General features: G+C 66.3%; 18 protein-coding genes. 6 read left to right on the forward strand and 12 right to left on the reverse strand.

Annotated features, from left to right (window positions below; all coding sequences use genetic code 11):
* Positions 1-28 precede the first annotated feature (28 nt).
* Positions 29-1,024, reverse strand: coding sequence for a VOC family protein (locus IF803_RS08405; RefSeq protein WP_461191853.1), 996 nt, complete (start codon positions 1,022-1,024; stop codon positions 29-31).
* Positions 1,025-1,381: 357 nt separating this feature from the next.
* Between IF803_RS08405 and IF803_RS08410 the strand changes: the two genes are divergently transcribed.
* The gene (locus IF803_RS08410; protein WP_461191854.1) at positions 1,382-3,547 is read left to right on the forward strand and encodes an anthranilate synthase component I; all 2,166 of its coding nucleotides are present in this window, start codon (positions 1,382-1,384) and stop codon (positions 3,545-3,547) included.
* Between the two features lie 14 nt (positions 3,548-3,561).
* The gene (locus tag IF803_RS08415; RefSeq protein WP_018273383.1) at positions 3,562-4,101 is read left to right on the forward strand and encodes an adenine phosphoribosyltransferase; all 540 of its coding nucleotides are present in this window, start codon (positions 3,562-3,564) and stop codon (positions 4,099-4,101) included.
* 158 nt (positions 4,102-4,259) lie between these two features.
* Here IF803_RS08415 and IF803_RS08420 read toward each other — a convergent pair whose 3' ends face one another.
* The 8 genes from IF803_RS08420 to IF803_RS08455 form a co-directional block, all read right to left on the reverse strand.
* Positions 4,260-4,928 carry a P-loop NTPase family protein gene (locus tag IF803_RS08420; RefSeq protein WP_461191855.1) on the reverse strand — a complete coding sequence of 223 codons (669 nt, stop codon included), beginning with the start codon at positions 4,926-4,928 and terminating at the stop codon, positions 4,260-4,262.
* A gap of 60 nt (positions 4,929-4,988) precedes the next feature.
* Positions 4,989-5,732, reverse strand: a complete 744-nt coding sequence (locus tag IF803_RS08425) for a P-loop NTPase family protein (protein ID WP_028338646.1) — start codon at positions 5,730-5,732, stop codon at positions 4,989-4,991.
* Between the two features lie 163 nt (positions 5,733-5,895).
* A complete protein-coding gene (locus IF803_RS08430) occupies positions 5,896-7,110 on the reverse strand; it encodes a M48 family metallopeptidase (protein WP_461191856.1) in 1,215 nt (404 codons plus the stop codon).
* Between the two features lie 34 nt (positions 7,111-7,144).
* Positions 7,145-7,705: a LemA family protein gene (locus tag IF803_RS08435; RefSeq protein ID WP_016839704.1), complete on the reverse strand. Its 561-nt coding sequence runs from the start codon at positions 7,703-7,705 to the stop codon at positions 7,145-7,147.
* A gap of 215 nt (positions 7,706-7,920) precedes the next feature.
* Positions 7,921-8,916 carry a small ribosomal subunit Rsm22 family protein gene (locus IF803_RS08440; RefSeq protein WP_461191857.1) on the reverse strand — a complete coding sequence of 332 codons (996 nt, stop codon included), beginning with the start codon at positions 8,914-8,916 and terminating at the stop codon, positions 7,921-7,923.
* A 151-nt stretch (positions 8,917-9,067) separates the two neighbouring features.
* Positions 9,068-12,532: a chromosome segregation protein SMC gene (gene smc / locus IF803_RS08445; protein ID WP_461191858.1), complete on the reverse strand. Its 3,465-nt coding sequence runs from the start codon at positions 12,530-12,532 to the stop codon at positions 9,068-9,070.
* Between the two features lie 335 nt (positions 12,533-12,867).
* The gene (locus IF803_RS08450) at positions 12,868-13,524 is read right to left on the reverse strand and encodes a DsbA family protein (RefSeq protein WP_461191859.1); all 657 of its coding nucleotides are present in this window, start codon (positions 13,522-13,524) and stop codon (positions 12,868-12,870) included.
* Between the two features lie 123 nt (positions 13,525-13,647).
* Positions 13,648-14,127: a DUF721 domain-containing protein gene (locus tag IF803_RS08455; protein ID WP_461191860.1), complete on the reverse strand. Its 480-nt coding sequence runs from the start codon at positions 14,125-14,127 to the stop codon at positions 13,648-13,650.
* Between the two features lie 100 nt (positions 14,128-14,227).
* On the opposite strand from IF803_RS08455, the gene mutY reads away from it, so the two are divergent.
* Together mutY and IF803_RS08465 are read left to right on the forward strand one after the other, a co-directional pair.
* The gene (mutY, locus tag IF803_RS08460) at positions 14,228-15,319 is read left to right on the forward strand and encodes an A/G-specific adenine glycosylase (RefSeq protein WP_461191861.1); all 1,092 of its coding nucleotides are present in this window, start codon (positions 14,228-14,230) and stop codon (positions 15,317-15,319) included.
* Positions 15,320-15,388: 69 nt separating this feature from the next.
* A complete protein-coding gene (locus tag IF803_RS08465; protein ID WP_461191862.1) occupies positions 15,389-15,808 on the forward strand; it encodes a PaaI family thioesterase in 420 nt (139 codons plus the stop codon).
* Between the two features lie 302 nt (positions 15,809-16,110).
* Here IF803_RS08465 and IF803_RS08470 read toward each other — a convergent pair whose 3' ends face one another.
* Positions 16,111-17,376 carry a flavin-dependent oxidoreductase gene (locus IF803_RS08470; RefSeq protein WP_461191863.1) on the reverse strand — a complete coding sequence of 422 codons (1,266 nt, stop codon included), beginning with the start codon at positions 17,374-17,376 and terminating at the stop codon, positions 16,111-16,113.
* 171 nt (positions 17,377-17,547) lie between these two features.
* On the opposite strand from IF803_RS08470, the gene IF803_RS08475 reads away from it, so the two are divergent.
* Positions 17,548-18,165, forward strand: a complete 618-nt coding sequence (locus IF803_RS08475) for a glutathione S-transferase family protein (protein WP_461191864.1) — start codon at positions 17,548-17,550, stop codon at positions 18,163-18,165.
* Positions 18,166-18,330: 165 nt separating this feature from the next.
* On the opposite strand, the gene IF803_RS08480 is transcribed toward IF803_RS08475, so the two are convergent.
* A complete protein-coding gene (locus IF803_RS08480; RefSeq protein ID WP_461191865.1) occupies positions 18,331-19,245 on the reverse strand; it encodes a LysR family transcriptional regulator in 915 nt (304 codons plus the stop codon).
* 150 nt (positions 19,246-19,395) lie between these two features.
* Between IF803_RS08480 and IF803_RS08485 the strand changes: the two genes are divergently transcribed.
* Complete coding sequence (locus IF803_RS08485) at positions 19,396-19,818, forward strand: nuclear transport factor 2 family protein (RefSeq protein ID WP_461191866.1); 423 nt, start codon at positions 19,396-19,398, stop codon at positions 19,816-19,818.
* A gap of 78 nt (positions 19,819-19,896) precedes the next feature.
* Here IF803_RS08485 and IF803_RS08490 read toward each other — a convergent pair whose 3' ends face one another.
* A complete protein-coding gene (locus IF803_RS08490; RefSeq protein WP_411780224.1) occupies positions 19,897-20,583 on the reverse strand; it encodes a glutathione S-transferase family protein in 687 nt (228 codons plus the stop codon).
* Positions 20,584-20,716 lie beyond the last annotated feature (133 nt).

The following is a 20,716-nucleotide window of genomic DNA, read 5'->3' on the forward strand; positions in this document are numbered from 1 at the left end:
CCTGCTTTCGCAGGGACGGCGGCGAGACTTAACTCTTCTTCACCCCGTCCCACCACGGGCAGGTCCCCGACATCAGCCTGAAATTGCCTTCCATCACCTGCACCGGTGCGCGCTTGCCCTCGGCGGCGGCGCGCATCCGCATCTCGCGTGCGACGGCGCGGTCCTCCGGCGACAGCCAGACCCGCTCGTGGCCCCACAGGCTCGGGCCGTCATGCATCTCGAACGGTGTCCAGTTCACCGGATCGATCTCGCGGCCGCCCCAGCCGCACTCGACCATGAAGGCGGACGGCGACCTGGCGTAGAACGACGTCATCAGATCATTGGTGTGACGGCCGAGCGTGACGTTGACCCGGTCTTCCTGCTGGGCGGCGTCATAGGCTTGGCCGACATCGTCGAGCGAGAACAGCTCGACCATCAGATGATGCATGCCGTTCGTGCCGGTCTCGATCAGCGCCAGTGAGTGATGGCGGGCATTGACGTGGAAGAAATAGGCGCGGAACGGCTTCTCGATGTAGTCGCTTAAGCCGAAGCCGAGCACGTCGACATAGAAGCTCATCACGGGGGCGATGTGCTCGACCGTCAGCACGGCGTGGCCGAGGCCGAGCGGCCCGGTACGGAAGCCGGAGATCGAGCGCCCAGGCCTGAACGGCGTGTCGTCGATCTCGGCGCCGTGAAACGCCTCGAGACGATTGCCGGCGGGATCCCGAAACGAGATCAGGCCGCGCACCCGCCTTGCGTCAGCGAGCGCCTGCGGCTCCGCGGTCACGGCGACGCCGGCACGTTCCAGCCGTGCCGCCAGCGCGTCGAGGGCCGCACGGTCAGCCACCTCCCAGCCGAAGAACCGGGTGCCTTCGCCCTGGGCGCGGTCGATCACGATGCGCTGCTTGCGGTCGTCCATCCGGAACGCGAGCAACGAGTTGCCGCGCTCGACCGCCTGCAGCCCGACGAGGCCAGTGCCGAACTGCCGCCAGTCGTCGAGCGCGTCGGAGCCGAAGCCGGCATATCCGAGACCCAAAATCGTCATCTGCGCCTCCGCCATCTGTCTGTTTTTTGGGCGGCCGGCCGGCCGCCATTTCGGCAAATGCTACGCGGTTTCTTGCCCCTTCAAACCCCGAAAATGCCGCCCAGAGGGGCGTCCCGCCTTGGGGCAGGGGTGCCGGGCCATCTCTTGACACGGCCCGCGCCGGGTGGTGAGTAACGGGCATGAGCACCGTTGCCAGCCCATCCCGTCGTTGGTGGCCCACCTTCTCATAGGTGGCCGGTGCGTTTTCTTTTTTCACAAACGTCGAAGGTCGCCATCTCAGTGCGACCGATGGTTAGTTTATTTGCCCTTCGTTTGTCCTGTGTGGCGCTCTCTCGGCAAGTCTCGTAAGAGGATCACATGAACAGGACAGTCTTCTCCCTGCCGGCCAAGAGCGAATATCTGACCAATGGCGGCCTTGCGGTCGCGCGCGTGGTCGAGCAGTTCACCGGCGGCGCCAACCGCCTCGACGATTTGATCGCGCTGCTGGACCGCCGCCGCGGCGTGGTGCTGTCCTCGGGCACGACGGTACCGGGCCGCTACGAGAGCTTTGACCTCGGCTTTGCCGATCCGCCGCTGGTGCTGGAGACGTCAGGCACCGATTTCTCGTTGCAGGCGCTGAACCCGCGCGGCGAGGTCCTGATCGCTTTCCTCGGCGACGTGCTGCGCGAGCCCTGCGTCGTGATATCGGAGCGGACCCCAACACGGCTCGCCGGCCATATCATCCGCGGCGCCGCGCCGGTCGAAGAAGACCAACGTACCCGCCGCGCCAGCGTGATGTCGCTGGTGCGCGACATGGTGGCGGCGTTTACCTCCAATGCCGATCCGCTGCTCGGCCTGTTCGGCGCCTTCGCCTACGACCTCGTGTTCCAGATCGAGGACCTGGTGCAGAAGCGGACCCGCGAGGCCGACCAGCGCGACATCGTGCTCTACGTGCCGGACCGGCTGCTGGCCTACGACCGCGCCACCGGCCGCGGCGTGGCGCTCAATTACGAGTTCGCGTGGAAGGGCAAATCCACCGCTAGCCAGTCGCAGGAGACCGCGCCGAGCCTCTACGCCAAGGCGGGGCGGCAGGGCTTTGCCGATCACGCTCCCGGCGAATATCAGGCGACTGTCGAGGTCGCGCGCGCGGCGTTTGCCCGCGGCGACCTGTTCGAGGCGGTGCCCGGGCAGCTGTTTGCCGAGCCCTGCGAGCGCTCGCCGGCGGAAGTGTTCCAGCGGCTCTGCCGGATCAATCCGTCGCCCTATGGTGCGTTGATGAATCTCGGCGACGGTGAATTCCTGGTCTCCGCGTCGCCGGAGATGTTCGTGCGTTCCGACGGCCGCCGGGTCGAGACCTGCCCGATCTCGGGCACGATCGCACGCGGCTCGGACTCGATCGGCGATGCCGAGCAGATCCGCAAGCTGCTGAACTCGGAGAAGGACGAGTTCGAGCTCAACATGTGCACCGACGTCGACCGCAACGACAAGGCGCGCGTCTGCGTGCCCGGCACCATCAAGGTGCTGGCGCGGCGTCAGATCGAGACCTACTCAAAGCTGTTCCACACCGTCGATCACGTCGAGGGCATGCTGCGGCCGGGCTTCGATTCGCTCGACGCCTTCCTGACCCATGCCTGGGCGGTCACCGTGACCGGCGCGCCGAAACTGTGGGCGATGCAGTTCGTCGAGGACCATGAGCGGTCGCCGCGTCGCTGGTATGCCGGCGCGATCGGCTGCGTCAATTTCGACGGCAGCATCAACACCGGGCTCACCATCCGCACCATCCGCATGAAGGACGGTCTCGCCGAGGTGCGCGTCGGCGCGACCTGCCTGTTTGACTCCGATCCCGCCGCCGAGGACCGCGAGTGCCAGGTCAAGGCCGCGGCGCTGTTCCAGGCGCTGCGCGGCGATCCGCCGAAGCCGCTGTCGGATTTCGCGCCCGACGCCACCGGCTCCGGCAAGAACGTGCTCTTGATCGATCACGACGACAGCTTCGTGCACATGCTGGCCGATTACTTCCGCCAGGTCGGTGCCAACGTCACCGTGGTCAGGCACGTCCATGCCCAGGACATGCTCAAGAAGAAGGGCTGGGACCTCCTGGTGCTGTCGCCCGGACCGGGTCGGCCGGAGGATTTCGGCATCGCGAAAACCATCGATACCGCGCTCGAGAAGCAGCTGCCGATCTTCGGCGTCTGCCTCGGCGTGCAGGCGATCGGCGAGTATTTCGGCGGCCAGCTCGGCCAGCTCGGTCAGCCCGCGCATGGCCGTCCGTCGCGGGTCCAGGTGCGCGGCGGCCGGCTGATGCGGAACCTGCCCAATGAGATCGTGATCGGCCGCTACCACTCGCTGTTTGTCGAGCGCGACAGCGTGCCCGAGGTGCTGGCGGTGACCGCGACCACCGAAGACGGCGTCGCGATGGTGATCGAGCACAAGACCCTGCCGGTCGGCGGCGTGCAATTCCATCCGGAATCGCTGATGTCGCTCGGCAACGACGTCGGCCTGCGCATTGTCGAGAATGCATTCCGGCTTAATCCGCCGGCCAATTGAGGATTGCGAGACCAATGACCTTCGACCACGACATCAAGGCGACCGTTCGCACCATCCCGGACTACCCGAAGAAGGGCATCCTGTTTCGCGACATCACGACGCTGCTCGCGGATGCGAGGGCCTTCCGCCGCGCTGTCGACGAGCTGGTGCATCCCTGGGCGGGGGCGAAGGTCGACAAGGTTGCGGGCATCGAGGCCCGCGGCTTCATCCTCGGCGGCGCGGTGGCGCATCAGCTCTCCGCCGGCTTCGTGCCGATCCGCAAGAAGGGCAAGCTTCCGCACACCACAGTGCGGATCGCCTACTCGCTGGAATACGGCATCGACGAGATGGAAATGCATGCCGACGCCGTGCAGCCGGGCGAGCGCGTGATCCTGGTCGACGATCTGATCGCGACCGGCGGCACTGCGGAGGGCGCGGTGAAGCTGCTGCGCCAGATCGGCGCCAATGTGGTCGCCGCCTGCTTCATCGTCGACCTCCCCGATCTCGGCGGCGCCGCCAAGCTGCGCGCGATGGACGTTCCGGTGCGCACGCTGATGGCGTTCGAGGGGCATTGATCTCTTAGCCTCGCCCCGCACGCGGGGAGAGGCCGGATCGCATCGAAGATGCGTTCCGGGTGAGGGGGACTCTCCGCGCACTCCAATCTCGGTCGAATTTGCGGAACCAGCCCCTCACCCCGACCCTCTCCCCGCAAGAGCGGGGCGAGGGAGCAGAGTCATCCCCGCTGCAACAGCACGCTCAATTCAAGATCGCGGAACGTGGTGTAATTCCGCCGGATCCATTGATGCAGCTCGGTCGATGAATCCTTTTCCTGGCGCAGATAGCCGGTGAAGGAGAAGTTCAACCGGTCGATATAGGTCTTCAGGAACACCGGCAGCGCGCGGAAGCGCAGCACCCGGCTGGCGGTCATGACAGGCGGCAACTCGCCGCGCACCACGAACTCGTTGTCGATGACGATCAGCGCATTCGGCGGGATCATGCCGTGCAGCGTCTGGTAGGCGCGCACCGAGGCGCGGTCGGTATCGGCGACGTACAGGATCACAGGCGCGACGCGGCGGCGCAGCGCCTCCTTGATCAGCCCGATCTCGTCGCACATTTTGAAGAATTCGTCGAAGGCGTGGTAGCCGAGGTCGATCACCTTGCCGATGCCGTCATTGGCGATGACGCGGTCCATCAGCTGCATCTTGCCGTAGGTGTCGATCACATCTGCGGTTTCGGTGATCCGCGGCAGGTAGTCGAGCAGCGACGGCTCCTTCAGATTGATGTCGTAGCAGACCACGTCGCCGTTCTTGAGCAGCAGGAATTCGCCGAGCAGCCGCGCGATCAGCGTCTTGCCGACCTGCGGGCGGGGCGAGCAGATGATGTAAACGGGCGTGGACGACATCGCCCGCTATATCAGGCCAAATTTTCGCCTAATCCAGCCCCATCAAGGTCGAAGGTCTGACTATTTTTCGCCTTTGGCCGACTTGGCGCCGACCAAGTCGGTCAGCTTGATCCGGTCGAACTCGCTCCAGACATTGGCGAGCCAGTGCCGGACATAGCCGCGCAGCACGAAGGAGTAGTTCGCGGCCTCGTCTTCCTTGCCCTTGTTGGCGACGAATTTCAGGAACGGAACCGAGGAGACCTCGACCTGCTCATAGGCCATTTCGTTGAGCTTAGGGATCGTGAGGTCGGTCGCGTCCTTGATGCGATGGAAGTAGGAATTGTAGGTCGCCTGGTCCCATTGGAAGAACTGGGTGTCGTTGATGAAGTTCTTCACCAGGAAATACTTCGCGCCGCTCATGAAGTTGGCGGTTTCGGCGATCTCGTCCAGCGAGGCGATCGACGGGCCGAGGATATGGAACACGGCGAAGGTGATCTGGCCGGAGCGCGCCGCGTCGAGGAAGCCGATATCGCGCAGCGAGGCCAGCGCTGGCGACAACAGGCCGGCGCGGACGTCGATCACGGTGACCGAGGGCCCCGAGTTCAGCGTATCGAAGATCTTCATCTGGTCCGCGGTCGTCGTCATGTCGACGATCTCGGTGATGTCAGGATGGAAGCGCTTCAGCGTGCCGCGCGGCGATTCGGTGTCGAACGCCCGGGTCTGCACGTTATTGGCACTGAAATAGTCCAGGAGCGTCCGCGAGACGGTGGTCTTGCCGACCCCGCCCTTGTCGGCGCCCACCACGATCACAACCGGCTTTGCCATGGAAGTCCCTTAAAGCGCGCTCCCGACCGCGATGGCGATCGGCAAGTCCCCACACTGCTTTGGGCGCGAACATGGCAGAAACGAGGGAGAATTCAATTCCTTAAGGCGCCCGCGATCGGTTTGGTGGGAATTTCCTTAATGGACTGAGTAGGCTAGGGCGCGATTAGCGGTGTCGTCCCCAAGGGCCTTGGAGAGGACCCAATGGTCCCTGCGTGGAGTTGTTGCCCGGCAGCGCTGGCGGATTGTTCGCCGGCGCACGCGGCTTGTCGCCCCACGGGCCGTGGGTCGCCGGCGGAGGCTGGTCGCCCGCCGCGGACGGCTCATCCTGCGGCTCCGTCTCGTCCGGCAACGCCAGCGGTCCGGGATCGTGGCCGCCGGCGTATTTCACCAGGGCATCGACCCGGGACTTCACCGAGGGATGGGTGGCGAACAGGTCGGCAAAACCCTCGCGCGGATTGTCGACGCAGAGTTCCATCACGGCCGAGGTGGCGTCCGGCAGCTCGCCGCGGTTCTCGATCTTGCGCAGCGCCGAGATCATCGCGTCGGGGTTCTTGGTCAGCTCGACCGATCCGGCATCGGCGAGGAATTCGCGCGAGCGCGACAGCGCGAGCTTGACCACCTGCGACAGCAGCCAGGCCAGCACGATCAACGCGACCGCGATGATGATCACGATGATCGCGCCGCCGCCCGAGCCCTTGCTGTCGCGGTCCGACGAGGATGACGACGATCGTGAGGATGACGACCAGCCGCCACCGCCGCCGCTCGAATTCCACGACAGGTTCGTGAACAGGCGGAAGAACAGCTCGCCGAAGAAGCCGACCACGCCGGCGATGATCACGGCGATCACCATCAGCTGCACGTCGCCGTTCTTGATATGGGTGAGCTCGTGGCCGAGCACGGCCTCGATCTCCTTATCGTTCAGCGCGTTCAACAGGCCGGTGGTGACCGTGATGGCGTACTGGCTCCGGTTCAATCCGGTCGCGAACGCATTCAGCGCCGGGCTGTCCATCACCTTCAGCTTCGGCATCGGGATGCCGCGCGAGATGCAGAGATTTTCCAGCAGGTTGTAGAGCCGCGGCTCTTGCTGCCGCGTCACGCTCTCGCCGCCGGTGACGGCGTCGATCATCTTCTGGTGGAAGAAATAGGCGATCACGATCCAGGCCACCGCCGCGATCGTCGCCCACGGCAAGGCCGAGACCAGGTCGCGCAAGGCCCGCGTCAGGTAATAGTCGACGGTGCGGCCGCTATCGATCATCACCTCCGCGACCAGCGCGCCGGCATAGACCAGCACGTAGATCAGCAGGAACAGGCCGGCAAGCAGAAGCATCGAACGAAACTTGTTCGATGCGATATGCGTGTAGAGACCATAGGCGGCCATGACGGAGCAGCCTCTCGCCGGCGCGCGGTGCGCCTCAGAACTTCACGCTGGGCGCCGCCTCGACCTCCGTGCGGCTGGCGCCGAGGTCGAAGAAATCCTTGCGGGTGAAGCCGAACATGCCGGCGAACAGCGCGGCCGGCATCTGCTGGATGCCGGTGTTGTATTCCTGGACCGCGTTGTTGAAGAAGCGGCGGCTGGCGGCGATCTTGTTCTCGAGATCGGAAAGCTCGGAGGCGAGCTGCTGGAAATTGGCGTTGGCCTTGAGGTCCGGATAGGCCTCCGACAGCGCGATCAGCCGGCCGAGCGCGCCGGAGAGCTGGTTCTCCGCCGCCGACACCTGGGCCGGACCCTGCGCCGACATTGCCGAATTGCGCGCCTTGATGACGTCGTCGAGCGTGCCGCGCTCATGCGCCGCATAGCCCTTCACCGTCTCGACCAGATTCGGGATCAGGTCGTGGCGCTGCTTGAGCTGCACGTCGATGTCGGCAAAGGCCTGTCCGACCCGCTGGCTGAGCGCCACGAGGCGGTTGTAGGCGCCGAACGCAAACAGCACGAGAAGCACGATGACGCCGATAACGATCCAGCTGGTCGACATGACGGGGCAGCTCCTGATGGACGAGACGGCGGCACCGTAGCCCAAGATCGGGGCGCAGGGCAGCCCGCCGCGGAAAGGTGGGCAAGCGTTAGTCGAAGGTTGGCCGACATCGGTTCAACATATTCCGTCGTCCCGGCGAAGGCCGGGAGCCGTACGCCGCGGCCCGCGGAAGGGGCACAAGCGGCGACGGCTTCACTCACAACAAACCTCGGTGGTTATAGGTCCCGGCTTTCGCCGGGACGACGAGATACCGCATCGCCCCAGCGCCAGCGCCGGGCGCTTGCGTATTCGGCCCTGGAGCGACGCGGGATCCTCACAACCGATACGCCCTCGGGCGTGCACAGCTTGGCCGCAACCTCGACCTTGCCGACGTCCGGCTGCGCCAGCACGCGCGATGGCCTGTTCTCAACGCGCGCGCGGCTCAGCGCGACATAGGCGAAGCGCTCGTCCTCAAACGGAACGTCGGCGCCCTTGACCTGCTTGTGCGCGCGCGAGCGCTGCAAGCGCTGCGAGAAGTGGCACCAGTCGGGCGCGACCAGCGGACAGCCGCCGTCATGCGGGCAGGGGGCAACGACATGCGCCCCGGCGGCGATCAGGCGTGCGCGCAATGCGATGATCCGCGCATAGCCGGCGGGCGTACCTGGCTCGACGACCAGCAGCGTGTCGCTGGTTTTCGACCACAGCGCATCGGCCAGCGCCCCGCGCTCCGCGTCGCCGAGTTCGCCGATCATGTAGCTGGCGACGACGAGGTCGGCAGCTTCGGCCTTGTCGAGCAGCGCACGCGCCTGGCCGAGTTCGTAGCTGGTGTCGTGCAGGCGAATGCTGCCGTGAAACAGCTCCTCGGCCAATGACCGCAGCGCGCTGTTGGCGTCGAGCAGGCTGAAGTCCCGCAGCGACGTGAACGCCTCCGCGGCGGCCCAGGTCGCGGTGCCCGGACCGGCGCCGACATCGAGCAGGCGCGCCGGCGCGAAGTCCGGCCTGATCTCCGTCAGCGCATTGAGACATGCCACGACCGCAGCATAGGTCGCCGGCATCCGCGCCAGCGCATAGGCCAGCGCATCGGTCTCGGTCCTGATCGTCGAGGAGCCGCCGCCTTCGCGATAGGTCTGCGAGATCACCGCCGCGCGGCCGGCGGCGTCGCTGCGCGACAGGCCTTCGAGGCGGGCGTTGAGGGCCGCGCGCAGTTCGGCGGGGAGATCGGGCGAAGTCATGTGACGGACTATCCCACGTCATTGCGAGCGGAGCGAAGCAATCCATAGCGCCGCGTGCTGAGGTATGGATTGCTTCGTCGCTATCGCTCCTCGCAATGACGATGCGTAGGCGCAGGTATCACGAAATGACGTCGACGCGCAGGTGCTACGCCTACGCCACGTTCTGGTCGAGGATGTCGACCGCGCCCTGCAGGTCGACCGACACCAGCTGCGACACGCCGCGCTCGGCCATGGTGACGCCGAACAGCCGGTTCATCCGCGCCATGGTGATCGGATTGTGCGTGATGATGATGAAGCGCGTCTCGGTCGAGCCGGTCATCTCGTTCAGCAGGGTGCAGAACCGTTCGACGTTGTGGTCGTCGAGCGGCGCGTCGACCTCGTCCAGCACGCAGATCGGCGACGGGTTGGTCAGGAACACCGCGAAGATCAGCGCGAGCGCCGTCAGCGCCTGCTCACCGCCCGAGAGCAGCGAGAGCGTCTGCGGCTTCTTGCCGGGCGGCTTGGCGATGATCTCGAGGCCGGCTTCGAGCGGATCGTCACTCTCGATCAGATGAAGTGCGGCTTCGCCACCGCCGAACAGCTCGGTGAACAGCCGCTTGAAGTGGTTGTTGACGGTCTCGAACGAGGTCAGCAGGCGTTCGCGCGCCTCGCGGTTGAGGCTCTGGATGCCCTGCCGCAGCCGCTTGATCGCCTCGACGAGGTCGTCGCGTTCGGTGGTCAGCGCGGTGTGCTGGGTCTCGACTTCCTTGAGCTCTTCCTCGGCGCGCAAATTGACGGCGCCAAGCCGCTCGCGGTCGCGGCGCAGCTTTTCGAGCTCTTCCTCGACCTGCGCGACCGGCGGCAGCTCCTGGCCGGGCTCGATCTCGGCCATGCCGACGACCGCGCTGGGCTCGACCTCGAGCATGTCGTGGATCTCGCGCTCGATGTCGGCGAGGCGGCGGCGGGTGCCTTCCATGCGCTCCTCGGCGCGCGCGGTGGCTTCGCGGGACGAGGACAGCGCTTCGAGCGAGGCCTTGGCGAGGCGATCGGTTTCCGCCATCGCGGCTTCCGCGGTCGCCAGCGCGTCGGCGGCGATGCGGCGATCGCCCTCGGCGTGCTCGATCTCCGTGATCAGCGCGCTGCGCTTCTCGGCGAACACTTCCGGCGCATTGGCGAGTTCCTCGCGCTCGGCCGACACTTCGGCGATGCGCGCCTCGACGGTCTCGACCTGCGAAGCGGCGCTGGTCTTGCGGTTCTGCCACTCATTGCGCTCGGCAACGATCGCCTGCACGCGGCGGTCGGCGAGCTCGGCCTCGCGGGCGAGCGCCTGCGCCTCGGCGCGGACTTGCGCCGCGGCACGGCGCTGATTGTCGATCTCGGCGCGAACCGCGGCGAGCTGGGCCTCGGTCTCGACACCCGGCGGCAATTCGGCGAGCGCGGCAGCCGCGCTCTCATGCGCGGCTTCGGCCTCGGCGCGGTCGGCGGCGACGCGGCTGTGCGCCTCGGTCAGCGCCGATTTGCGCGCGGCGTGGCGGTTGATCTCGCGCTCGGTGGCGGCATGGCGTTCGCGCGCGGCGTCGGCCTCGCGGCGGGCGGCGCGCACGGCTTCGCGCGAGGCGCCCTCGGCGGCGGACGCCGAGCGCAATTCTTCTTCGGCCGTCTCCAGCGCCTGGCGCTTGGCGGCAGCGTCGATGCGGGCCTGTTCCAGCTCGTGCTCGATGTCGACCAGACGGGCGCGCTCGGCGAGACGGCGGGCGGCACCGGTCGGGGCATGCGCGTCGGCGACAAAGCCGTCCCAGCGCCAGACGTCGCCTTCGAGCGACACCAGCCGCTGGCCGGTCTTCAGCTGCGACACCAGCGCGGCGCCGCGTTCCTTGGCGACGACGCCGATCTGGGCCAGGCGGCGTGCCAGTTCCGGCGGCGCCTGGACATGGTCGGCCAGCCGCTCGACGCCATCGGGCAGCGCCGGATCTTCGCCGGCCACGCCGATATTGGTCCAGCGCATCGGCGCGGAGGAATCCACCGGCGCATCGAGGTCGTCGCCGAGCACCGCGCCGATCGCCTTCTCATAGCCCTTGGCGACGGTGATGCCGTCGATGATCGGCGGCCACAGATTCTTGGTCTCGCTGGTGACGAGCTTGGAGATGGTGCGGGCTTCGGTCTCCAGCCGCTGCACGCGTTTCTCGGCTTCGGTGAGCGGATTGCGGGAGGCTTCCAGCGTCTGCCGCGCGGCGGCGTGATGCGCCTCGCTGGTCTGCACGGCGGCCTCGGACTCGGCAAGCGTCTGCTGCGCCATCTCCATGGCGGCGGCCAGCGCGTCGATGTCGCCGAGATTGCCGGTCTCCTGCGCGAGCTTGGTTTCCTCGGCCTGGACGTTGGCGATCTCCTGATCGAGCCGGGCCAGCCGCTCGCGATGCGTACGCACGCCGGCTTCGAGCTGATTGCGCTTGGCGGTGAGATCGGCGAGCTGCGTGGTCAGCTCGGAGAACTGACGCTCGGTCGCGGCCAGGATCTCCTCGGCCTCGGCGACGCGCTCGTCGACGCCGGAGCGCTTCTCGACGCGCGACTTGATCTCTTCCTTGAGCTCGGCGTCTTCGGTGTCGAGCCGCTGCAGCGCGATGTCGGCATCCGAGGTCTGCTGCTGCTCGCGCGCGATGTCCTGGGCGAACTGGGTAAGGCGGCGATCGAGCTCGCCCACGCGCTCCTTGGCGCGCTGCTCCTCGCGGTCGAGCATCTCGCGCGTGTTGGTCAGGCGCTGCAGGCCGGCGGCGGCGCGCGCCTCGGCATCGCGCAGTGCCGGCAATTCGGCGGCGCGGATCGCCTGGATGCGGGCGGATTCGGCCTGCTCGCGGGTGCGCTCGGCCATCTCGCGCACGGAGATATCATGGGTCTGCGCGGCGTCGTTGACGTCGGCATTGGCCTCGATCCAGCGCAGATGGAACAGCATAGCCTCGGACTTGCGCACCTTGGCCGCGACTTCGCGGTAGCGGATCGCCTGGCGCGCCTGCTTCTTCAGGCCTTCCATCTGGCCGGTGAGCTGGCCGATCACGTCCTCGACGCGGGTGAGGTTGGTTTCGGCCGCCTTCAGCCGCAGTTCCGCCTCGTGACGGCGCGCATGCAGGCCGGCCACGCCGGCGGCGTCTTCCAGCACGCGGCGGCGCTGCTCGGGCTTGGCCTGGATGATCTCGCCGATCTTGCCCTGGTGGACCAGCGCCGGCGAACGCGCGCCGGTGGCGGCGTCGGCGAACAGGATCTGCACGTCGCGGGCGCGCACGTCGCGGCCGTTGATGCGGTAGACCGAGCCGGCCTCGCGCTCGATGCGGCGGGAGATTTCCAAGTGCTGGCTGTCGTTCACCGCGGCCGGCGCCGAGCGATCGGAATTGTCGATCGTCATCACGACTTCGGCGTGGTTGCGCGCCGGACGGTTGCCGGAACCGGCGAAGATCACCGCGTCCATGTCGGCGGCGCGCAGCGACTTGTGCGAGGTCTCGCCCATCGCCCAGCGCAGCGCTTCGACGAGATTGGATTTGCCGCAGCCGTTCGGTCCGACGACGCCGGTCAGGCCCGGCTCGATCATGAAATCGGTGGGTTCAACGAACGACTTGAAACCGTGCAGGCGGAGGCGCGTGAGCTTCATGTACACAAATCTCGTTTGGCCGGGCGCGAATCTCCCTGCCGTGACAATACCATGGAAGGCAATGTCGGTGTGTGGGTGAGTTGCTGCGTGCAGCTCTCATGAGCGGCGACAATGGCGATGCCCGTGCGTCAGGGCAACCGCTTGACCAAGCTTTTCCCAAGGGATTTGCAGGGGTTTTGTGGCCTCTGCATGTCCTCGGAGATTCGCATCACGCGAATCAGGTTTTCAACAACGAAATAATGCGACGGCCGCATGCCGTGATCGCAAATCATCCACAATTATCGTGCCCCGACTCAAAAGCGGGGCACGACGACGTCAGGCTCAACGACGCGCAATCAGCTCTTCAGCAGCGGATCGATGTGCTTGCTGAACTCCTCGAACGAGGTCTCGCCCTTCAGCATCTCGCCATTGATGAAGAAGGTTGGCGTCGAGTTCACCTTCAGCACCTCGTTGGCGTATTTCTGATCGGCGGCGATCTTGTCGAGCAGCTTCTGATCCTTCAGGCAGTCCTCGACCTGCTGCTGGGTGAGGCCGGCCTGCTTGCCGATCCGGGTCAGCGTCTCGGTGGTGTTCTTCACCACCCAGTCGTTCTGCTGGCGGAACAGCAGGTCGATCACGGCAAAATACTTCGGCGCGTCGTCCTTGGCGATGCAGCGCGCCAGCATCGAGCCGGCGGCGGCCTTGATGTCGAGCGGGAATTCGCGGAACACGTAGCGGACCTTGCCGGGGTCGATGTAGGTCGACTTGATCTTCGGGAACACGGTCTCGTTGAAATTGGCGCAGTGCGGGCAGGTCATCGAGGCGTATTCGACGATCGTCACCTTGGCGTCTTGCGGGCCGAGCCCCATGTCCGGCAGCGACTGAGGCTTGGCGACCTCGGCGGCAGTCTGCGCGAACGCGTCCGTGATCAGGCGCAGCGGCGACGGGCCGGCGAGGGCGGCGAGCCCGGTCAGCGAGAGAGCGGTGGTGAAAGCGCGGCGCGTGATGATCAAGGTCAGCTCCCGGATTGGCGCATTCACGCCACAATGAAGGGGGGTCCCGAAAAGAAGCCTTCGCTAGCTTGAAACGGCCATTGTGGCAATGCCGCGGTCTCGCGGCCGGCCTGCCGAAAAGCGTCAATTTCGCTTGATCGAGGCACCCAAACGGGCCAGCGCCGCGCGCAGGTCGTCGTCCTCGACGGCCGCAAGGTTGGCCGCTTCCCGTGCCACGGTTTTGGCGTCCGGCGGGCGCGGCCGGACCGGCCGGCTGCGGCGCGAGAGCGGCGCCTGCCGGATGGTCAGGCGGCCGACCGCGTGCCAGCCGAAGAAGCGGTTCACCCGTTCCAGGATGACGTCGGAGGAGTGCTGGATCTCCAGCGCCATCGGGCCTTCGACCCGCAGCACCAGCGTCGCCGGCTCCTGCGGCTGTCCCTCCACCGGCCGCGGCCACTGCATCTTCAGCGGCTCGCAATAGGCAGCAACCCGCTCGCCCGCGATCTCGGTCCAGCGCGTCACCAGTTCGCGCGCGGCAAAGCCCTGCTTGGCATAGGCGTCGGTGAAGACGTCACTGAGCAGGATCGACAGGGGTTTTGCGCTGATCGGACCGGGTTTGGACATCAGGGGGTTATAGGACAGCCGTCGGTCCTGGACAAAGAAAGACGTGGATGCCCGGGTCAAGCCCGGGCATGACGCGGCGGGATTGCCTTAAGATACGTCCATGAGTTCTCGTGCAGCCGCCAAAGCCAAGCCGACCGAAGACGCCGCCGACCGCCCGGCGCGGCTGCTCGCCTGGTATGACCGGCATCGCCGGACGCTGCTGTGGCGCGCGGCCGCGGGGGAGCGTGCCGATCCGTACCGTGTGTGGTTGTCGGAGATCATGCTGCAGCAGACCACGGTCAGGGCGGTCGGGCCTTATTTCGAGAAATTCGTGTCGCGCTGGCCCGACGTGACCGCGCTTGGCCGTGCCTCGCTCGACGACGTCTTAAGGATGTGGGCCGGGCTAGGCTATTATTCGCGGGCGCGCAATTTGCACGCCTGCGCGGTCGCGGTGATGGGCGACCACAGCGGTGTGTTTCCGGACACCGAGGACGGCCTGCGCGCGCTGCCCGGCATCGGGCCGTACACCGCGGCCGCGATCGCCGCCATCGCCTTCGACCGCCGCACCATGCCGGTCGACGGCAACATCGAGCGCGTGGTCAGCCGGCTCTACGCCATCGAGGAGGCGCTGCCGCAGGCCAAGCCGCTGATCAAGGAGATGGCGGCGACATTGCTCGGCCCGTCCCGCGCCGGCGACAGTGCCCAGGCGCTGATGGATTTGGGCGCCACGATCTGCACGCCGAAGAAGCCGGCCTGCGCATTGTGTCCGCTGAATGACGACTGCGCGGCGCGCACGCGCGGCGACCAGGAAACGTTCCCGCGCAAGGCACCGAAGAAGAGCGGCACCTTGCGCCGCGGCGCGGCCTTCGTGGTGACGCGGGGCGGCGAGCTCCTGGTGCGCTCGCGCGCGGAAAAAGGCCTGCTCGGCGGCATGACCGAGGTGCCGGGATCGCAATGGCTTGCCGGGCAGGAGGACGCGGCGGCACTGGCACAGGCGCCGGAACTGAAGGGCGTCACGCGCTGGCACCGCAAGGCGGGCGTCGTCAGCCACGTGTTTACGCACTTCCCGCTCGAACTCGTCGTCTATACCGCCCGCGTTCCGCCGCGAAGCCGCGCGCCGGATGGCATGCGCTGGGTGCCGGTGGCGACGCTGGACGGCGAGGCGTTTCCGAACGTGATGCGCAAGGTCGTCGCGCATGGGCTCGATCTCTGACGATGACAGCCTGCTGACACCATGTTGGCAGCAGGGCTTCGCTATCACTTCCGGAAACCGGAGGCCGCCATGATCGCAACCGCACTCGACCGCATTCCGATGCCGCCCGTCGCAAAACTACTGGGGTGGCGCGTGGTCGACGCACGTCCGCAGGAGGGTTGGATCAAAATGGCCTTCGACGGCAAGCAGGAGTTTTGCAATCCGGCCGGCTTCATCCAGGGCGGCATGCTCTCGGCGATGCTCGACGACATGATGGGGCCGGCGGTGTTCGTGATGACCGAGGGCCGGCTCTTCACCACGACCATCACGATGAGCGTGAATTTCCTGGCGCCGGCAAAACCCGGGCCGATCACCGGCGAGGCGACGGTGACGCAACTCGGCAAGACCATCGCCTTTGTCGAGGGGAAGCTGACCGCCGCGGACGGCACGCTGCTCGCGACCGCGAGCAGCAGCATCCGCCTGGTGGAAGCTGCGCGGGCGTTGCGGTAGCGCCGCTTGCGCACCAGCCCAATCCGTCACCCCTGAGGTACGAGCGGAGCGAGCCTCGAAGGGGCGACGGCCACTATCCAGGCCGTCCATGCTTCGAGACGCGCGTTCCGCGCTCCTCAGCATGACGGGAATAGATCCTCGCTTAGTCCATGCCGCGCTCGCTTTGGCAAATCCGTCATGCTGAGGTGCTCGCGTAGCGAGCCTCGAAGCATGCACGGCCACCGGCCGGGCCGTGCACCCTTCGAGACGCCGCTTCGCGGCTCCTCAGGGTGACGGTGATAGATCATGCGCCGCGCTACAACTCAGCCTGTCCGCTGTACGATCGGCGGCTTGGCGTTCAGTCCCTCGACCTGGAAACCGGCGACGCGCTTGTAGTTGGCGGCGATGTCTTCCAGCTCCTGCTGCGACAGCACGTCGGTGACGACCTTGAAGCCATCAGGCGCGCGCTCCTCGACCAGCTGCATCACCTGCTCCGGGCCGTTGCGGCGGTTCAGCATCACGAGGTCCGTGGTCGCGGGCCGCCGTTCGGCCTCAAAGGCCGCGAGCGCCGCCTGCGTCGCGCCATGCGCCAAAATCTCGCGCGTCAGCACGCGCGCATCCAAGATCGCCTGCGAGGCGCCGTTGGAGCCGATCGGATACATCGGATGCGCGGCGTCGCCCATCAGCGTGACGCGGCCGAACGTCCATTGCGGGATCGGATCGCGATCGACCAGCGGATATTCGTAGGCATGCGGGCAGTTCCGGATCAGGCCGGGTACATCGAGCCAGTCGAAATTCCAGCTCTCGAACCACGGCAGGAACTCGTCGAGTTCTGCCGTCCGGTTATAGTCCTCGCGCCGCCATTGATAGGTCGGCGGCATGTGCCGCTCGGCGACCCAGTTGATGTCGAACTTGCCGTCGGGGCCTGCTTCCTTCGAGATCGGGTAGCAGACGAATTTCAGGATCTCGTGGCCGGCCATGATCATGGTGCGGCCGGTCAGGAAGGCATCGCCGCGGGTGATGCCGCGCCACAGGATGCGGCCGTTCCAGATTGGCGGCCCCTCCTGCGGATAAAGCTTCTCGCGCACCGCCGAATGGATACCGTCGGCGGCGATCAGCACCGCGCCATCATAGCTGCCGGCGGGCTTGCCGGTGGCGCGGTCGATGAAATCGGCGCGGACGCCGTCGGCGGTCTCGGCCCAGCCGGTGAGGTGATGGCTGGTGAGGATGTTCTGAGCTCCCAGCCGTTCGGTCGCGGCGTCGAGCAGCAGCTGTTGCAGCCGGCCGCGATGGATCGAGAACTGCGGCCATTTGTAGCCGGCCTCGAGCCCGCGCGGCTCGCTCCAGATCGGCTTGCCGTGCTTGGAGAAATAAGCGAGCTCGCGGGTGCGCACCGCAGAAGCGTCGAGCACATCGTGCAGGCCGAGCTCGATCAGTTCGCGCACCGCATGCGGCAGCACGTTGATGCCGACGCCGAGCGGCCTCAGCTCGGGCACGCTCTCGAAGACGCGGGCCGGCACGCCGATCTGGTGCAGGCTGAGCGCCAGCGTCAGCCCGCCAATTCCGCCACCTGCAATGAGCACAGTCATGAAAAATCCCCTCAATTGGCATGGTCATCGCACGACGGCACCGCCGTGGGCAAGGTCCGCGGCACGCGCGGGGTGGACGGCCGATGGCGCGGCCGTTAACCTCCGCGCCCTCAGAACAAGAACCAGAGCCGGGTTCGCAACGAACCGACAACGCTCGGAGAGGACTGCAACATGCTCAAGCTCTATTTTGCCCCCGGCACCTGCGCGCTGGCGTCCCACATCGCGCTGGCCGAGGCCGGCGCGCCCTACACGACCGAGAAGATCGACTTCAAGACCAACCAGCAGAACAGCCCGGAATACCTGAAGATCAATCCGAAGGGCCGCGTGCCGACGCTGGTGACCGATCGCGGCGTGCTGACCGAGACGCCGGCGATGCTGGCCTACATCGCGCAGAGCTTTCCGCAGGCGAAGCTCGCGCCCGACGACGCCTTCGAATTCGCCAGGCTGCAGGCCTTCAACTCCTATCTGTGCTCGACGGTGCATATCTGCCACGCCCACAAGATGCGCGGTGCGCGCTGGGCGACGCAGGAGACGTCGTTCGCCGACATGAAGGCGATGATCCCGAAGACCATGGGCGCCTGCTTCAACCTGATCGAGCGCGACATGCTGAAGGGCCCGTGGGTGATGGGCGAGAACTACACCGTCGGCGATGCCTATCTCTACACGCTGACCTTGTGGCTCGACGGCGACGGGGTCGACATCGCAACGCTGCCCAAGGTGAAGGCGCATCGCGCGGCAATGGAGAGCCGCCCGGCGGTGCAGAAGGTGCTGGCCGAGCAGAAGGCGTAAGGCCCAAAAATTCGGTGTCGTCCCGGGCAAGCGCAGCGCGACCCGGGACCCATAACCACCAACGATCGTTGTTATGCGACGTTGGGGCCGCAGCTCACTCTCACAATGCAACCCTGTGGTTATGGGTCCCGGCTTTCGCCGGGACGACGTGTGGAGAGCGCGCCGCTACGCCTTCCTTCTCTCCAGCTCGCGTCCGGTCTCCAGCATCAGCTTGCGCAGCCAGATCGAACCGGGATCCATCTGCGCCCGTGTCGGATAGAACATGTGCTGCTCGTCGATCCCTGGATCGAGCGGCGGCGTCACCGTCATCAGCGACAATTGCTTCGACAGCGCCGAGATCAGCCGGCGCGGCACGAAGGCGACGAGGTCGGTGCGCGCGGTGACGTGCAGCGCCTCGATATAGCCCGGCACCACCAGCGCGATCCGCCGCTCGATGCCCTTGGCGCGCAGCCAGGTGTCGATCAGGTCCTCGTTCTGGCCGCGGATGATCACGGCGACATGGCGCGCGGCGAGGAACGCCTCGCGCTTCTTCAGCTTCGTGCCGGCGGGGTGGCCGCGCCGCACCGCGAGCGCATCGCTGTCGGTGTAGAGCCGCTGGCGGTGAAAGCCCTTGAAGGAGTCGCCGATCGAGATCACGAGATCGATGGTGCGGGCGAATTCGGGCGTGAAGATCGCAGGTCCCCGCCACGGCACCACGTCGATAGTGACGTTCGGCGCGATCAGCGTCACCTTCTCCATCAACGGCGGCATCAGGAGCTCGACCGCGAGGTCGGGCATCATCAGGCGAAAGTGCCGCTCGCTGCGCGCGGCGTCGAAATCGTCGGAGACGAACAGCGCGCGCACCTGGTCGAGCGCATGGGCCAGCGGCGAGCGCAGCGCCTGCGCCCGCGGCGTCAGCTCCATCCGCGCGCCGTTGCGCACCAAAAGCGGATCGCCGATCAGGTCGCGCAGCCGCTGCAGCGCGTGGCTGGTCGCCGGCTGCGACAGATTGAGCCGCATCGCGGCGCGGCTGACATTGGCTTCGCGCAGCAGGGCGTCGAGCGCGACCAGCAGATTGAGGTCAAGCGAATTCAAATTCATTGGGTGAATATATATCATACCACCTATCGATTGGAAGAATGCGTAGCCAGGCCGCAGGATTGGGGCCAAGGCGTTTTCACGCGAGCCGAAGACCGCATCGCGCGAGGAAGCGCCTGAAATCAGGCTCTATCAATCGCAAGGAGACGCGCCATGAGCGCAACCGACAACAAGAAACTGGTGCAGGAGATGTTCGTGATCGCGGGCAGTCCCGATCCTGCGGTGCGCGAGAACTCGCTGTTCATGGCAACGCTTGCCGACGACGCGATCTGGACCGTGACCGGGCAATATTCCTGGTCGCGCACCTTCACCGGCAAGCAATCGATCATCAACGATCTGCACGGCCATGTCCGCTCGAAGCTGGCCGAGCGCGGCCGCACCGTCGCCCATCGCATCCTCTCCGACGGCGACATCGTCGTGGTCGAGGCCAAGGGCGACAACCTCACCAAGCAAGGCCAGCGCTACGACAACGACTATTGCCTGGTGTTCCGCTTCGACGGCGGCCGGATCAAGGAGGTGCGGGAATATTGCGACTCGGTCCTGACCGAGAAGGCGCTCGGCGCGTTTCCCGCGTAGCGGTGCCCCGCTAACGGGCGGCACAAACGAAGACGGCGCCCGTCCGGGCGCCGTCGTCTTGCCGTCGTGTGGATCGGCTTACGCCACCTTGGACTTGAGGTGGCCGAACATGATGTCGCGGGCCGCGTCGTCCATCTCGGCCTTGAAGGTGTGCTTGTCCTTCAGCGCGATCGCGCGTGCCGCCGCCGGCCGCGCGGAGATCTCGTCGACCAGCCGCTTGACATTCGGATATTTGGCGTAGCCTTCCTCGCCGAGGACAAACGGCGCCATCCGCGCCCAGCCCCAGAACGCCATGTCGACGATCGTGTAGCTGTCGCCGACCATGTAGCGCTGTTTCGCCAGGTGATTGTCGAGGATCTTGTAATGGCGGTGCGCCTCGTACTGGTAGCGGTTGTTGGCGTAGTCGAGATCCTTCGGCGCGAAGTGCTTGAAGTGCACGGCCTGGCCGGAATAGGGGCCGAGGCCGGTCGCGATGAACATCAGCCAGGACAGCGTCGCGGCGCGGTTGGCCGGCGTATTGGCGGGCAGGAACTTGCCGTGCTCCTCGGCGAGGTAGAGCAGGATCGCGTTCGAATCGAACACCAGCACGCCGTCATCGTCGATCGCCGGCACCTTGCCGTTCGGGTTGACCTTCAGGAATTCCGGCGCGAACTGCTCGCCCTTGCGGGTGTCGACCGGGATCGCCTCGAACGGCAGGCCGGACTCTTCCAGGAACAGCGCGACCTTATTCGGGTTCGGCGCACCGTTGAAATAGAATTTGATCATGAAGGGACTCCCTTGGTTCTTGTAACCGGCGAGATCGGGACGCGGCGGGGGAAGGCCGCAGACCGGCTCCTCTTGCGCAAATTTCGCTGCGCTGCGCAAGCGACGAGTTTGTGAATCAGGGTCGCGTGGCGCG

Source organism: Bradyrhizobium sp. UFLA06-06 (genome assembly GCF_054820065.1).

Excerpts from the sequence above, each read along its gene's own strand:
- IF803_RS08430 (WP_461191856.1), bottom strand. The coding sequence starts at position 7,110 with ATGGCCGCCTATGGTCTCTACACGCATATCGCATCGAACAAGTTTCGT.
- IF803_RS08405 (WP_461191853.1), bottom strand. The coding sequence starts at position 1,024 with ATGACGATTTTGGGTCTCGGATATGCCGGCTTCGGCTCCGACGCGCTC.
- IF803_RS08420 (WP_461191855.1), bottom strand. The coding sequence starts at position 4,928 with ATGTCGTCCACGCCCGTTTACATCATCTGCTCGCCCCGCCCGCAGGTC.
- IF803_RS08475 (WP_461191864.1), top strand. The coding sequence starts at position 17,548 with ATGCTCAAGCTCTATTTTGCCCCCGGCACCTGCGCGCTGGCGTCCCAC.
- IF803_RS08465 (WP_461191862.1), top strand. The coding sequence starts at position 15,389 with ATGATCGCAACCGCACTCGACCGCATTCCGATGCCGCCCGTCGCAAAA.
- IF803_RS08485 (WP_461191866.1), top strand. The coding sequence starts at position 19,396 with ATGAGCGCAACCGACAACAAGAAACTGGTGCAGGAGATGTTCGTGATC.
- mutY (WP_461191861.1), top strand. The coding sequence starts at position 14,228 with ATGAGTTCTCGTGCAGCCGCCAAAGCCAAGCCGACCGAAGACGCCGCC.
- IF803_RS08470 (WP_461191863.1), bottom strand. The coding sequence starts at position 17,376 with ATGACTGTGCTCATTGCAGGTGGCGGAATTGGCGGGCTGACGCTGGCG.
- IF803_RS08440 (WP_461191857.1), bottom strand. The coding sequence starts at position 8,916 with ATGACTTCGCCCGATCTCCCCGCCGAACTGCGCGCGGCCCTCAACGCC.
- IF803_RS08425 (WP_028338646.1), bottom strand. The coding sequence starts at position 5,732 with ATGGCAAAGCCGGTTGTGATCGTGGTGGGCGCCGACAAGGGCGGGGTC.
- IF803_RS08435 (WP_016839704.1), bottom strand. The coding sequence starts at position 7,705 with ATGTCGACCAGCTGGATCGTTATCGGCGTCATCGTGCTTCTCGTGCTG.
- smc (WP_461191858.1), bottom strand. The coding sequence starts at position 12,532 with ATGAAGCTCACGCGCCTCCGCCTGCACGGTTTCAAGTCGTTCGTTGAA.
- IF803_RS08480 (WP_461191865.1), bottom strand. The coding sequence starts at position 19,245 with ATGAATTTGAATTCGCTTGACCTCAATCTGCTGGTCGCGCTCGACGCC.
- IF803_RS08415 (WP_018273383.1), top strand. The coding sequence starts at position 3,562 with ATGACCTTCGACCACGACATCAAGGCGACCGTTCGCACCATCCCGGAC.
- IF803_RS08410 (WP_461191854.1), top strand. The coding sequence starts at position 1,382 with ATGAACAGGACAGTCTTCTCCCTGCCGGCCAAGAGCGAATATCTGACC.
- IF803_RS08490 (WP_411780224.1), bottom strand. The coding sequence starts at position 20,583 with ATGATCAAATTCTATTTCAACGGTGCGCCGAACCCGAATAAGGTCGCG.
- IF803_RS08455 (WP_461191860.1), bottom strand. The coding sequence starts at position 14,127 with ATGTCCAAACCCGGTCCGATCAGCGCAAAACCCCTGTCGATCCTGCTC.